General features: G+C 72.2%; 1 protein-coding gene. It reads left to right on the forward strand.

Annotated elements, in window-relative coordinates; all coding sequences use genetic code 11:
* Window positions 1–16,203: a type I polyketide synthase gene (locus AB0H56_RS23065; protein ID WP_357166823.1), complete on the forward strand. Its 16,203-nt coding sequence runs from the start codon at window positions 1–3 to the stop codon at window positions 16,201–16,203.
* Window positions 16,204–16,229 lie beyond the last annotated feature (26 nt).

The raw sequence follows: 16,229 nt of genomic DNA on the forward strand, positions 1-16,229 counted from the left end.
ATGACCAAGCCCGATGACAACACTCAGAAGCTGGCTCAGGCCCTCCGTGTCTCGCTGAAGGAGACCGAGCGGTTGCGTGCGCGCAACCGCAAGCTCGAATCGTCGCTGCGCGAGCCGATCGCGATCGTGGGCATGTCGTGCCGCTACCCGGGTGGGATCGGCTCGCCCGAGGATCTGTGGAACCTGGTCTCGGCGGGTGTCGACGCGACGTCGGCATTCCCGGTGAACCGCGGCTGGGACACCGAGCGCCTCTACGACCCCACGGGCGAGACACCGAACACCGCCTACACCCGCGAGGGTGGATTCCTGCACACCGCGGGCGAATTCGATCCGGCGTTCTTCAACATCAGCCCGAACGAGGCGGCGCTGATGGACCCGCAGCAGTTCCTGCTGCTGGAGACCTCGTGGGAGGCCTTCGAGCGCGCGGGGATCGATCCCGGTGCGTTGAAGGGGAGCCGGACCGGTGTCTGGGTGGGCATGATGTACCACGACTATCCCGCCAACGCGAACACGGGATCCATTGCCTCCGGGCGTGTCTCGTATGTGTTCGGGCTGGAGGGCCCCTCGGTCACCGTGGACACCGCCTGTTCGTCGTCGCTGGTGGCCATGCATTCGGCCGCGGCGGCGCTGCGGTCGGGAGAGTGCGATCTGGCGTTGGCCGGTGGCGTGGCCGTGATGGCGACGCCGGAGACACTCGTGGAGTTCAGCAGGCAGCGGGGTCTGTCGCCGGACGGCCGGTGCAAGTCCTTCGCCGACGCCGCCGACGGTGTCGGGTGGTCCGAGGGCGCGGGCATGCTGGTGCTGGAACGGCTGTCCGACGCGCAGCGCAACGGTCATCAGGTGCTCGCGGTGCTGACCGGGTCGGCGGTGAACCAGGACGGTGCGTCCAACGGCCTGACCGCGCCGAACGGTCCTTCGCAGCGCCGCGTCATCCGCCAGGCGCTGGCGAACGCCGGTGTCTCTTCGGGCGATGTCGATGTGGTGGAGGCGCACGGCACCGGCACCACGCTGGGTGATCCGATCGAAGCGCAGGCATTGCTGGCTACGTATGGCCAAGAGCGCCAAGCGGATCAGCCGCTGTGGCTGGGGTCGCTGAAGTCCAATATCGGTCACGCGCAGGCGGCGGCCGGTGTGGGCGGTGTGATCAAGATGGTCATGGCGATGCGCCACGGCGTGCTGCCGCGGACGTTGCACGTCGATCGGCCGAGTACCAAAGTGGACTGGTCCGAGGGGCAGGTCCGGCTGCTGACAGAGTCCGTGGCGTGGCCCGAGGTGGATCGGCCGCGGCGGGCGGGAGTCTCCTCGTTCGGGATCAGTGGCACGAACGCGCACGTCATCATCGAGCAGGCCCCGGTGGTGGACGAGGCGCCCGCGCCTCAGCCCGCGCGGACCGGGTTGCTGCCCTGGGCGGTCTCGGCACGGAGCGGCGAGGCGCTGGCGGCGCAGGCCGAACGGCTGGCGTCGTATGTCGCAGAGCGGGACCTGGATCCGGTGGACGTCGGCTTCTCGCTGGCATCCACGCGCGCGGTGTTCGACCACCGTGCCGTGGTCCTGGCCGAGGACCGGGCCGGGCTGCTGGCGGGAGCGGAGGCGCTGGGCCGCACCGAATCCGCGCCGGGCGTGCTGACCGGACGGGTTGTTCCGGGAACGACGGGTCTGGTGTTCTCGGGTCAGGGCGCGCAGTGGGCGGGAATGGCGGTGGAATTGCGGGCCGCCTATCCCGTGTTCGCCGAGCACTTCGACGCGATCGTCACCGAGTTGGATCCGCTACTGGGGCAATCGGTGTCGCTAAATGCGGCCTTGGCGGACGGTGATCTTGTCGATCGGACGGTGTTCGCGCAGGCGGGGTTGTTCGCGTTCGAGGTGGCGCTGTTCCGTTTGCTCGAATCGTGGGGTGTGCGTGCGGATGTCGTTGCCGGGCATTCGATCGGTGAGATCGCTGCAGCGCATGTGGCCGGTGTTTTCTCGCTGCGGGATGCGTGTGTGCTGGTGGCGGCGCGTGGCCGGTTGATGCAGGCGTTGCCTGCTGGTGGGGCGATGGTGGCTGTCGGTGCTGCCGAGGTCGATGTTGTTTCGCTGCTGTCCGAGGGTGTGTCGATCGCTGCGGTGAACGGTCCCACGTCGGTGGTGCTGTCCGGTGTCGAGGATGAGGTCCTCGCGGTGGTCGAGGCGTGTGCCGAACGTGGCTGGCGCACACACCGTTTGCGGGTGTCGCATGCGTTCCATTCGGCGTCGATGGAACCGATGCTGGCCGAATTCGCTTCGGCCATCGAGGGGGTGACCTTCGGGCGGCCCGGAATCCCGTTGGTGTCCACGGTGACCGGCATGCGCGTCGCGGCGGAGATGGCCGATCCCGCGTACTGGGTGGGACAGGTGCGGGACACGGTCCGGTTCGCCGGTGCCGTCGCCACGATGGCGGACCTGGGTGTGTCGAGGTTCGCCGAGATCGGCCCCGACGCGGTGCTGACCCCGATGGTCGCGCAGACCCTCGGGGGTGAGACAGCCGTCGCGGTGCCGCTGGCGCGCCGCGACCGTGCCGACGCGGCGGGTGTCCTCGGTGGCGTGGCCGGGCTGTTCGTGGCGGGCGCCGAGGTGAACTGGGCCACCCTCCACGCCGGCGGTCGACGCGTCGACCTGCCCACCTATGCCTTCCAGCACCAGCGCTTCTGGCTGGACCCGATGGACGCGCTGGCCATGTCGTGGCTGGGCGCCGAACTCGGCGGCGTCAGCGCGGCCGGCCTGGACATCGTGCGGCATCCGCTGCTCGGCGCACTGGTGCCGCACCCCGACTCGGGCGGCGTGAGCTTCACCGGCCGGTGGACCGCGGATTCCGTCGAATGGCTGGCCGACCACAGCGTGCTCGGCACGGTCCTGCTGCCGGGCACCGGCTTCGTCGAGCTGGCGAGCTACGTCGGCGGCGTCCTCGGCTGCGCCGTGGTGGACGAACTCGTCCTGCAGGCCCCGTTGACCCTGCCCGCCGAGGGCGGCGTCGCGGTCCAGGTGGTGGTGACCGCGGCCGATGAATCCGGCCGCAGGCGGTTGAGCGTGCATTCGCGACAGCGCACCGAGGACCCGTGGCTGCTGCACGCCGAAGGCGTCCTCGCGCCCGAGGACGTGGTGGCCGACTTCGATCTCGCCGCGTGGCCGCCCGCGGGCGCCGAGACCGTGCCCATCGAGGGCGCCTACGACGAACTGCTCGACATCGGCTACGGCTACGGCCCGTTCTTCCAGGGCATGCGGGCGGCGTGGCGGCGCGGCGACGAGTTGTTCGCCGAGGTGACGCTCCCGGATCCCGAGGACGGCAAGGACTTCGGCATCCATCCGGCACTGTTCGACGCGGCACTGCACGCCGGGATCGTGCACGGACTGCGCGGTGGCGTCGAGGGATTCCCGGCGCTGCCGTTCACCTGGAACCGGGTGGTCCTGCACGCGGCGGGCGCGAGCGCCGTGCGGGTCCGCATCGTGGTCGAGGGCACCCGGTTCGCGCTCCAGCTGGCGGACGAGCAGGGCAGCCCCGTGCTGTCGGTGGGGGCCCTGGTGTCCCGGCCGGTGTCCGCCGATCGTCTGCGATCGGACGGGGTCGCCGAGGCACTCTTCGGCGTGGAGTGGATCGCCGCCCCGGCACCGGCGGTGACCGTCGAGCCGGGTGGCGTGGCCGTGCTGAACGAGGGTCTCGCGGCGCTGATCACCGAGCTGGACGCGGCCGAAGACGCCGCCGTGCCCGAGACGGTGTTGTGGGAGGCCCCCACCCATGCGGGGGCACCGCCGGTGGCGGCCCGCCGCACCGCGATCGACGTCCTCGACACGCTGCGCGCTTGGCTGGCCGAACCTCGTTTCGCCGGTTCGCGTTTGGTGGTGCTGACGCGTCACGCGGTGGCCGCCGCCGAGACGGACTCGGTGGATCTGACCCAGGCGCCGGTCTGGGGTCTGCTGCGTGCCGCGCAGGCCGAACACCCGGGCCGATTCCAGCTCCTCGACCTGAACCGGGACGACGACCGTGACGCCGTCGCCGCCGTGGCCGCGGGCGCCGCGCTGGAACCCGAGGCCGCGCTGCGCGACGGCACCCTGCTCGTGCCGCGGCTGAGCCGTCACGCGCCGGGCACGAGCCAGCGACTGACCGAGCCGGGGACCGTGCTCGTCACCGGTGGTACGGGTGGACTAGGTGCGGTGATCGCCCGGCACCTGGTGGTGGAACACGGTGTCCGCCGGCTGCTGCTGACCTCGCGCCGCGGCCCGGACGCCCCGGGCGCGGCCGCGCTGCGCGAGGAACTGACCGAGCTCGGCGCACACGTGACCATCGCGGCGTGCGACGTGTCGGATCGGTCCGCGCTCGCGGCCCTGCTCGACGGGATCCCGGCCGAGCATCCGCTGATCGGTGTGGTGCACGCGGCCGGAACCGCGGACAACGGTCTGGTGGAATCGATCACGGCCGACCGGCTCGATCACGTGTTCGCGCCGAAGGTGGACGCGGCGTGGCATCTGCACGAGCTGACCACGGACACCACTCTGTCGTTGTTCGTGCTGGTGTCGTCCGCGGGTGGTCTGGTGCTGGCGGCGGGGCAGGCGAACTACGCCGCGGCGAACGTCTTCCTCGACGCGCTCGCCGCGCACCGCCGGCGCCTGGGACTCCCGGCGACCGCCATCGACTACGGGCTGTGGGCACGATCGTCCGGCCTGGGCTTCGAGCTGTCCGAAGCCGAATTCGACCTGCTGCGCCGACAGGGCTTCCCGCCGATCTCCGAGGCCGAGGGGCTGGCGCTGTTCGATGCCGCGACGGCGACCGATGCGGCGCAGCTGGTGGCGCTGCGGGTGGACCGCGCGGTGCTCCGGACGCGCGGCGAGCTGGTCCCGGCGCTGGTCCGGGCGCTCGTGCCGAACCCGGTGCGCCGCGCCCAGCGAGGCGCGGCGGGGCAGGCTTTCGCCCGGACGCTGGCCGGACTATCGGCGGCGGACCGTGTCCGCGCGCTGCTCGATCTCGTGCGATCGGTGGCCGCCGCGACCCTCGGACACGCGTCGGCCGACGCCGTCGAACCGAACCAGGCGTTCCAGCAGCTCGGCTTCGATTCGCTGAGCGCGGTCGAATTCCGCAACAAGCTGAACGCCGCCACGGGTCTGCAACTGCCCGCCACCCTGGTCTTCGACCATCCCAACCCGCGGGCCGTCGCGGAGCTCATCGACTCCCACCTCGCGGGCACGGTCCAGGATGTCGCGGTCACGGCCACCAGGGCGGCCGGCGACGACCCGATCGCGGTGGTCGCCATGAGCTGCCGCTACCCCGGCGGCGTCGCCTCGCCGGAAGACCTGTGGAACCTGGTCGCCGAGGGCAGAGACAGCACCGGTGACCTGCCGTCGGACCGTGGCTGGGACATCGAGGGCATCTACGATCCCGAACCCGGCAAGGTGGGCAGGACCTACGCCCGCCGCGGCGGATTCCTGTACTCCGCGGCGGATTTCGACGCGGACTTCTTCGGGATCAGCCCCAACGAGGCGCTGGTGATGGATCCGCAGCAGCGCACCCTGCTGGAGATCGCCTGGGAGGCGCTGGAGCGGGCCGGTGTCGATCCGGCGGTGCTGCGCGGGAGTTCGACCGGTGTCTTCACCGGCGTGATGTACCACGACTACGCGATGGGGGCAGGCACCGGCAACAGTGTCGCGGGCAGCCTGGTGTCCGGTCGCATCGCCTACACGCTGGGCCTGGAAGGCCCCGCGGTATCGGTGGATACGGCCTGTTCGTCGTCGCTGGTGGCCCTGCATCTGGCGGCGCAGTCGCTGCGGTCGGGGGAGTGCGATCTGGCGCTGGCCGGTGGCGTCGCGGTGATGTCCACGCCGGAGATGCTCGTCGAGTTCAGCCGCCAGCGCGGATTGTCGCCGGACGGGCGGTGTAAGTCGTTCTCCGACAATGCCGATGGCGTCGGCTGGTCCGAGGGCGCGGGAATGCTGGTGCTGGAGCGGCTGTCCGATGCCCGCCGCAACGGCCACGAGGTTCTCGCGGTCCTGGCGGGTTCGGCGGTGAACCAGGACGGCGCGTCGAACGGCTTCGCCGCGCCGAACGGTCCCTCGCAGCAGCGCGTGATCCGGCAGGCCCTGGCCAACGCCCACGTGTCGCCGACCGAGGTGGACGTGGTCGAGGCCCACGGCACCGGCACGACACTGGGCGATCCGATCGAGGCGCAGGCACTGCTGGCCACCTACGGCCAGGGGCGTGCCGAGGATCGGCCGCTGTGGCTGGGATCGCTGAAGTCGAATATCGGTCACGCGCAGGCGGCGGCCGGTGTCGGCGGCGTGATCAAGATGATCATGGCCATGCGGCACGGTGTGCTGCCCAGGACACTGCACGCGGATCAGCCGAGCACGAAAGTCGACTGGTCCGAGGGCCATGCCCGCCTGCTCACCGAGCCGGTGGCGTGGCCGGAGGTGGATCGGCCGCGGCGCGCGGGGGTGTCCTCGTTCGGGCTCAGCGGCACGAACGCGCACGTCATCCTCGAGCAGGCGCCCGCGGCGGACCCGGCTCCGATGAGCACGACGGCTCCGGCGGGCGGGGTGCTGCCCTGGGTGGTGTCGGCGCGCAGTGACGAAGCGCTGGCCGGGCAGGCCCGGCGCCTCGCCACCCACCTGGGCGAGCACGACGCCGTCGACATCGGCTGGTCCCTCGCGGCCTCGCGCGTCGTGTTCGAGCGGCGGGCCGTGGTCTTCGGCACGGAGAGCGAGACCCTGCGGGCCGGGATCCAGGCGCTCGGCCGCGGCGAGACGATGCCGGGCGTGGTGTCCGGGCGTGTCGTGTCGGGGTCTACCGGCGTGGTGTTCTCGGGTCAGGGTGCGCAGTGGGCCGGGATGGCCGACCAGCTCCGCGCGGCGTACCCGGTGTTCAGCGAGGTGTTCGACGGAATCGTCGCCGAGCTGGATCCGTTGCTGGGGCAATCGGATTCGTTGGCTGCCGCTTTGGTGGACGGTGATCTTGTCGATCGTACGGTGTTCGCGCAGGCGGGTTTGTTCGCGTTCGAGGTGGCGTTGTTCCGGTTGCTCGAATCGTGGGGTGTGCGTGCGGATGTGGTCGCCGGTCATTCGATCGGTGAGGTCGCGGCCGCGCATGTGGCTGGTGTGCTGTCGCTCGCCGATGCCTGTGTGCTGGTGGCGGCGCGTGGCCGGTTGATGCAGGCGTTGCCTGCTGGTGGGGCGATGGTGGCTGTCGGTGCTGCCGAGGCCGATGTCCTTTCGCTGCTGTCCGGGGAGGTGTCGATCGCGGCGGTGAACGGTCCCGCCTCGGTGGTTCTGTCCGGGGTCGAGGATGCGGTCCTCGCGGTGGTCGAGGCGTGTGCCGAACGGGGCTGGCGCACACACCGTTTGCGTGTGTCGCATGCGTTCCATTCGGCGTTGATGGAGCCGATGCTGGCCGAATTCGCTTCGGCCATCGAGGGGGTGACCTTTGGACGGCCCACACTCCCCTTGGTGTCGACGGTGACCGGTGGTCTGATCACCGACGAGATGACCGATCCGGAGTACTGGGTGCGGCAGGTTCGCGACACGGTGCGCTTCGCCGACGCCGTCGCGGCGATGGCCGACCGGGGCGTTTCCCGGTTCGCCGAGATCGGCCCCGACGCGGTGCTGACCCCGATGGTCGCCCAGGCCGTCGACGACGAGGCCGCGATCGTGGTGCCGCTGGCGCGTCGCGACCGTGCCGATGCCTCCTCCGTCCTGGGTGGTGTGGCCGGGCTGTTCGTGGCGGGCACCGAGGTGAACTGGGCCGGGTTCTACGCCGGAACCGGGGCACGGCGCGTCGACCTGCCCACCTATGCCTTCCAGCACCGGCGCTACTGGATTCCCGGCGGCGCCGCGGGGAGCGCCGATGCCCGCGCGATGGGACTCGTCGCGACCGGACACCCGCTGGTGTCGGCGGTGGTGGCGCAGCCGGATTCCGACATGGTCGCCCTCAGCGGCAGGCTGTCGGTGCAGACCCAGCCGTGGCTGGCCGACCATCGCGTCATGGACACCGTGGTGTTCCCCGGCACCGGTCTGCTCGAACTCGCCCTGCACGCCGGCGAGCGGGTGGGCTGCCCGAGCCTGGACGAGCTGATTCTGCGTGCCCCCTTGGTGCTTCCGGAGACCGGCGGCGTCGCCGTGCGGATCGTCCTCGGCGGTGCGGACGAGGGACGTCGCGGGGTGCGGATCTTCTCCCGCCCCGACGACGAGGCCGACGCGGCGGCGCCCTGGACCCTGCACGCCGAAGGCGTCCTCGTGCCGGAACCGGCGGGCACACCGGTCGATCTGACGCAGTGGCCGCCCGGCGACGCCACCGCCGTCCCGATCGAGGACCTCTACGACTCCCTCGACGGACAGGGCTACCACTACGGCCCGGTGTTCCAGGCGCTGCGCGCGGTGTGGCGCGGACCCGACGGGCTCTATGCCGAGGTCGGGCTGCCCGAGCGGGCACGCGACGACGTGGGCGGATTCGGCGTGCATCCGGCGCTGCTGGACGCGGCACTGCACGCGCTGCGCGCCACCGACGAGCCCGCGCCGGAGGGCGCCGGGTTGGCCCTGCCGTTCGAATGGTCGGGTGTCACGGTGCACGCGGCGGGCGCCGACGCGCTGCGGGTCCGGCTGAGGCGGATCGGTGAGCGTGGAGTCGCGCTGGACCTGGCGGACGCGACCGGCGCTGCGGTGGCGACGGTGCGGCATCTGGCCTCGCGGCCGATCGATCCCGCGCAGCTCACCGCGGCCACTTCGCGCACGTCCGCCTACGAGGTCGGCTGGGCGCCGATGACGCTGCCCGACAACGACACCGGCGCGCCGGTGGCCTGGGCGGACCTCGACGCGGCGCGCGAGCAGATGCCGCCGGTGGTGGTCCTCGACTGCCCGGCGGGCAACGACCCCGCCGCCGTCCGCGCCGCCACGCACGCCGTGCTCGCGGCACTGCAGTCCTGGAGCGCCGAACCGGCGACCGGTGATTCGGTCCTGATCGTCCGGACCGTCGGCGCGGTGTCGGTGGCCGGCGAGGACGTCACCAATCTCGCCGGCGCCGCGGTGGGCGGCCTGGTGCGCGCCGGGCAGACCGAGGGCGCGGGCCGAATCATCCTGGTGGACACCGATTCTCCGCGCGACGACCTGCTCGGCGGCATTCTCGCGTCGGCGGAACCCCAGGTCGCGGTGCGCGGCGGACAGGTGTACCGCGCCCGGCTCGGGCGAGTCGACACGACCCGCGACGCGGCTGCCCCGTCCTTCGCGCCGGACGACACCGTGCTGATCACCGGCGCGGGTGGCTACCTCGGCGGGCTGTTCGCCCGGCACCTGGTGACCGCCCACGGCGTTCGCCGACTGCTGCTGCTCAGCAGGCGTGGCGCCGCGGGTCCCGGCGCCACCGAACTCTGTGCGGAGCTGCGGCAGCTCGGCGCCGAGGTCGAGTTCGCCCGCTGCGATGTCGCCGACCGGGCCGCGCTCGCCCAGGTGCTGGCCGCCGTCCCCGCCGCGCACCCGATCACGGGCGTCTTCCATCTCGCCGGTGTGCTCGACGACGGTGCGATCGGATCGCTGAACCCGGACCGGATGGACGCGGTGCTGGCCCCGAAGGTCGACGCCGCGCTGCACCTGCACGAGCTGACCGCCGACCTGCCGGTGCGGGCGTTCGTGCTGTTCAGCTCCGTCGCCGGCGTGTTCGGCGGCCCCGGCCAGGGCAACTACGCCGCCGCCAACGCCTGCCTCGACGCGCTGGCCGCCCGCCGCAGAGCGGCCGGGCTGCCCGGCACGTCGCTGGCCTGGGGCCTGTGGAGCACGGACGGCGGCATGGCCGCCGAGCTCGACGACGTCGACCGGCGCCGGATGTCCCGGTCGGGCCTGCTGCCGCTGTCGGCGGATCAGGGGCTCGCCCTGTTCGACACCGCGATCGGGCTGGACACGGCGACGCCGGTCCTCGCCCGCCTGGATCTGGATGCCTTGCGCGCCACGGGAATCGACGTCCCCGCGCTGTTCGCCACGCTGGTCCCGCAGCGCCGCCGGGCGGCCTCCGGCGCGTCCGCTGCGCTGCGCGCTCGACTGTCGAGCGGTACCGACAGCGAGCGCGTCGACGTGCTGCTCGAGCTCGTGCGCGGGCAGATCGCCACCGTGCTCGGCCACGAGAACACCAGCGCCGTGACCGCGGACCGGGCGTTCACCGAGCTCGGTTTCGACTCGATCTCCGCCGTCGAATTCCGCAACGCGGTGAAGGCCGCCACCGGACTCGCCCTGCCCGCGACCCTGGTGTTCGACTACCCGACGCCGCAGGCACTGGCGCGGTACCTCGCCGACGAGTTCGCCGGGACGAGCCACGACGTCGAGGTCACCGCCGTCCGAGCGGTCGACGGCGACCCGATCGCCGTGGTCGGCATGGCCTGCCGCTACCCCGGCGGCGTCACGTCACCGGAAGAACTCTGGGACCTCGTCCACGCCGGTCGCGACGCGGTGACGCCGTTCCCGGCCGACCGCGGCTGGGACCTGGACGGCATCTACGATCCGGAACCCGGCCGCCCGGGCAAGTCCTACACCCGCGAGGGCGGATTCCTGCACACGGCCGCCGATTTCGACGCGGACTTCTTCGGGATCGGCCCCAACGAAGCCGTGATGACCGATCCGCAGCAGCGGCAACTGCTCGAAACCACGTGGGAGGCGCTCGAGCGGGCCGGCGTCGACCCCGCGGTGCTGCGCGGAACCTCGACCGGCGTCTTCACCGGCGTCATGTACCACGACTACGCCCAGGGCACCGGCAACAGCGCGGCGGGCAGCCTGGTCTCCGGCCGCATCGCCTACACGCTGGGTCTGGAAGGCCCCGCGGTGTCGGTGGACACGGCGTGCTCGTCCTCGCTGGTGACCATGCACCTGGCGGCGCAGTCGCTGCGGTCGGGGGAGTGCGACCTGGCCTTGGCCGGCGGCGTGACCGTGATGGCGACACCGGAGACACTGGTGGAGTTCAGCAGGCAGCGCGGGCTGTCACCGGACGGCCGGTGCAAGTCGTTCGCGGACGCCGCCGACGGTGTCGGGTGGTCCGAGGGCGCGGGAATGCTGGTGCTGGAGCGACTCTCCGACGCGCGCCGCAACGGCCACGAGGTACTCGCGGTGCTCGCCGGATCCGCGGTGAACCAGGACGGCGCGTCGAACGGCCTGACCGCGCCGAACGGCCCGTCGCAGCGACGCGTGATCCGCCAGGCCCTCGCGAACGCGGGAGTCTCGCCCGCCGAGGTCGATGTGGTCGAAGCCCACGGCACGGGAACGACACTGGGCGACCCGATCGAGGCCCAGGCGCTGCTGGCGACCTACGGGCAGGGCCGTGCCGCGGACCGGCCGCTGTGGCTGGGATCGCTGAAGTCGAACATCGGGCACGCGCAGGCGGCGGCCGGTGTCGGCGGGGTGATCAAGATGGTCATGGCGATGCGCCACGGACTGTTGCCGAGAACGCTGCACGTCGACGAGCCGAGCACCAAAGTGGACTGGTCCGAAGGCCACATCCGCTTGCTCACCGAGCCCGTCCCGTGGCCCGCTGCCGATCGGCCGCGGCGCGCGGGAGTGTCCTCGTTCGGTATCAGCGGGACCAACGCCCACGTCATCATCGAGCAGGCCCCGAGCATGGAACGGGTAAAGGCGCCGGTCACCGGGAACCTGCCGTCGGTGCTGGCGTGGGTGGTCTCCGCACGCGGCGGTGCGGCGCTCGCCGGCCAGGCGGAACGTCTGGCGGCGCGGGCGGGCGACCAGGATCCGGTCGATGTCGGCTACTCGCTGGCGTCGACCCGCAGCGTCTTCGAGCACCGCGCGGTGGTCGTGGCCGAGGATCGCGCCGGTCTGCTCGCGGGCGTGCGGGCACTGGCCGAGGGTGTGCCGGACCCGCGCGTGGTGACCGGGCGCGCGACGCCCGGTTCGACCGGCGCGGTGTTCTCGGGACAGGGCGCGCAATGGGCCGGGATGGCCGACGCACTGCGCGCCGCCTGTCCGGTGTTCGCCGAGCACTTCGACGCGATCGTCGCGGAGCTGGATTCGGCGTCGGGACAGCCGGTTTCGCTGGCCGAGGCCTTGAGCGGCGACCTGGTCGACCAGACGGTCTTCGCTCAGGCTGGTTTGTTCGCGTACGAGGTCGCGCTGTTCCGGCTGCTCGAAACCTGGGGCGTGCGTGTGGATGTCGTCGCCGGTCATTCGATCGGTGAGGTCGCCGCCGCGCATGTCGCCGGCGTGCTGTCGCTCCCGGACGCGGCGGTACTGGTGGCGGCGCGCGGCCGATTGATGCAGGCGCTGCCCGCCGGAGGCGCGATGGTGGCCGTCGGTGCGCCGGAGGCCGACGTGCTGCCACTGCTGTCCGCGGGACTGTCGGTGGCGGCGGTGAACGGGCCGTCGTCGGTGGTGCTGTCCGGCGACGAAGCCGCGGTGGCGGCCGTGGCCGACCTGTGTGCCGAACGCGGTTGGCGGACACACCGATTGCGGGTGTCGCACGCTTTCCACTCGGCGTTGATGGAACCCATGCTGGCCGAGTTCGCCGCGGCGATCGAGGGGGTGACGTTCGGGCGTCCCACGATTGCGCTGGTGTCGACCGCGACGGGCGCCCGGGTCACCGAGGAGATGACGGACCCCGCGTACTGGGTGCGCCAGGTCCGTGACACCGTGCGCTTCGCCGACGCGGTCGCCACGATGGCCGACGCGGGCGTGTCCCGGTTCGTCGAGGTCGGCCCCGACGCCGTGCTGACCCCGATGATCGCCCAGACGCTCGACACCGCGACCGCCGTCGCGCTGACCAAGCGGAACAGCGCGGACCCGGCGACCCTGCTGACAGGCCTGGCCAGGGCGTATGTCACGGGAGCGACGGTGAATTGGTCGAGCTACTACGGTGGCACCGGCGCCACGAAGATCGATCTGCCGACCTACAGCTTTCAGCACCGCCACTTCTGGACGACCGGCCCGCTGCACACCGGCGAGCCCAACGCGCTCGGTCTGCGATCCACCGAGCACCCCATGCTCGGCGCGTGGGTGGCACAACCGGAGAGCGGGGGCGTCCGGCTCACCGGCCGCCTGTCCGCGGCCACCCACCCCTGGCTGACCGATCACGATGTGCTCGGCACCGTCCTGCTGCCCGGCACCGGATTCGTCGAACTGGCCCTGCACGCCGGAAACCAGGTCGACTGTCCCGAACTGGCGGAACTCACCCTGCTGGCGCCGCTGGTGTTCCAGGGACACGGCGGGGTGCACATCCAGGTGGTCGTCGGCGACGGCGACGAGACCTGCCGCCGACGGCTCGACATCTACTCGCGCACCGACACCGACGATCCGGCGGACCCGTGGAACCACCACGCGACCGGCACCGTCGGCCCGGCCGACGAGGCGTCCGCCTCGGCGGAGTGGGACGACCTCGCGCACTGGCCGCCCACGGGAGCCACCGCGGTGACCGTGGACGGCGTGTACGACACGCTCGCCGACAACGGCTACCACTACGGGCCCGCGTTCCAGGGGCTGGTCGCGCTGTGGCGGCGCGGCGAGGACCTCTTCGCCGAGGTCGCGCTCCCCGAGCACACCGCGACACAGGGCTACGGCGTGCATCCGGCGCTGCTCGACGCGGCCATGCACGCGCTGCCCTTCGGGCTCGCACGGGACACGGACGAGGACGACCGGCCGACCCTGGTCCCGTTCGCCTGGTCCTCGGTGCGCCTGTACGCCGACGGTGCCCGCCGCGTGCGGGCCCGGCTGTCCGTGCCGAACGCGGAGACGATCACCCTGACCATGGCGGATTCCGCCGGCGCACCGCTGCTTTCGGTCCGGTCCCTGGCCCTGCGGCCACTGTCGCGAGAACTGCTCGCGACTACAGCGCCGACGCGGGACGGACTCTACGAACTCAGCTGGCGCCCCGGCCCGGCACCGAAATCGGCGACGGAGATCTCCTGGGCCGACTGGGGCGCGGCCGAGCCCGCAGCGGTACACCTGTTCCGGCCACCGGTCGACGGTGCGGAGATGCCCACCCGATTGCGTACGGCTCTGCATCACACACTCGACGCCGTTCAGCAGTTCACGGGCAACGAGCGTTATGCCGCAAGCACTTTGGCTGTCATCACCGACAGCGCGGCCGATCCCGCCGCGGCCGCCGTATGGGGTCTGGTGCGTGCGGCGCAGGCCGAGCACCCGGGGCGGATCGTGCTCGTCGAAGCCGCGGCGGCGACCACGCCGGAGCGGCTGGCGGCAGTAGCGCTCACCGGGGAACCGGAACTGGCAGTCCACGGCGAGGAAACCCGGGTGCCGCGGCTCGTCCGGGCCGTGGCGTCCGCCACGGAGCAGCAGGCCCCCTGGGATCCCGAACGGACAGTATTGGTCACCGGCGGCACCGGCGGAATCGGTCGGCGCCTCGTCGAGCACCTGGTGCGCGAGCACGGGGTACGGCATCTGCTGCTCGCGGGGCGGCGTGGCCCGGACGCCGCGGCGGAGCTCCTCGCGGAACTAGGCGCGCTCGACGTCGAGATCCGGGTCGCGGCCTGCGACGTCGGTGACCGCGCCGCCCTGCGCGAGCTGCTGGACTCGATCCCGGCGCGGCACCCGCTGGGCGCGATCGTCCATGTGGCCGGCGTCGCCCACAACGGGCTGGTCGACACCCTGACCCCCGACCAGATCGACTATTCCCTCGCGGCGAAGGCCGATGCCGCCTGGCATCTGCACGAACTCACCAGGGACGCCGGGCTGTCCGCCTTCGTGCTGATCTCCTCGGCGGCGGGCTCGATTCTGCCCGCGGGCCAGGGCGGTTACGCGGCGGCCAACCAGTTCCTCGACGCGCTGGCCGTCCACCGGCACGCCGAAGGGCTGCCCGCGACCTCGCTCGCCTACGGCCTGTGGGACATCGCCACCGGACTCTCGCAGTGGCTCAGCCAGGCCGACCGGCAGCGCATGCGCCGCCAGGGCCTGCCGCCGCTGGCCGCGGACAAGGCGCTCGAATTGTTCGACGCGGCAGTGTCTTCGGGGCGGCCGGTGCAGGTGCCGGTCGAGATCGACCTGGCCGCACTGCGTGCCAGGGAGACTGTGCCCGCGCTGCTCCGCGAGCTCGCAGGCCGGACCGGGCGGCGGCAGCGTGCCCGAGCGCAGGACGCGGGGGCGGTGCGCAGGCGGCTGGCACAGCTGTCCGAGACCGAGCAGGAACAGTGGCTGCGGACCCACATCCTCGAGACAGCGGCCGGACTGCTGGGACACGCCAGCGCCGACGCGCTGGACCCCGAGCGGGACTTCCTCGAGTCGGGATTCGACTCACTGGCCGCCATGGAGTTGCGGACCACGCTCAACGCCACCACCGGTCTGACCCTGCCGACGGCCGCGGTCTTCGACCACAAGACGCCGGCGGCGCTGGCCCGCTACCTGCGGCTCGAGCTCGCGGGCACCGCAGGCGCGGGCGAGGCGACCGGCGGTGCGGACGACTCGCTCTACGGGATGTTCCGTGGTGCGGTCGCCTCCGGCAAGGCGGACAAGGGCTTCGCGGTGCTGCGGGCGGCGGCCGAGCTGCGCGAGCAGTTCTCCTCGGCCGACGACGTGGACCAGCTCCCGGCGCCCACCCGGCTCGCCGCGGGCACCGGGCTGCCGCGCGTCATCTGCCTGGCGCCGCCACTGGCCACCGGCGGCGCGCACCAGTACGCGCGGATCGCCTCGCACCTGCGCTCCGACCGCGAGGTCGTGGCGCTGACGCCGATCGGGTGCCGGACGGGCGAGCCGCTGCCCGCGACGCCCGCGGCCGCCGCGGCGGCGGTGGCGCGCTCCATCGTCGCCGCGGCCCAAGGGGAGCCGTTCGTGCTGGCCGGATACTCCTCGGGCGGCCTGCTGGCCTACCTCGTCACCGAGCATCTGGAAGCGGCGGGCGGACCGGCGCCCGAAGCGGTGGTCATGATCGACACCTACACGGTGAACGACGACGCCGAATGGCTGCTGCGGGCGATGTTCGAGCACATGGTCTCGGCGGAGGCCACCTTCGGGCGTTTCGACCAGGCCAGGCTGACCGGCATGGGCCGCTATGTCCAGCTGCTGAAGGAGAAGGTGCCCGGTTCCGTCGCCACGCCCACGCTGTTCCTCCAGTGCGCCCAGAACTTCCTGGGCGGATCGTCGGAGCGCGGGGCCTGGCAGGCCCAACCGTGGGATCCGGCGCACACCGTGGTGCCCGTCCAGGCCGACCACATCACGGTTCTGGAGGAGGGCTCGGCCGACGTCGCCGCCGCGATCGAGGAGTGGCTCGCGCGCTAGCGACAGCGACCGGGTGGGCACCGTGC

Source organism: Nocardia sp. NPDC050717 (assembly GCF_040654275.1).
Taxonomy (GTDB): domain Bacteria; phylum Actinomycetota; class Actinomycetes; order Mycobacteriales; family Mycobacteriaceae; genus Nocardia.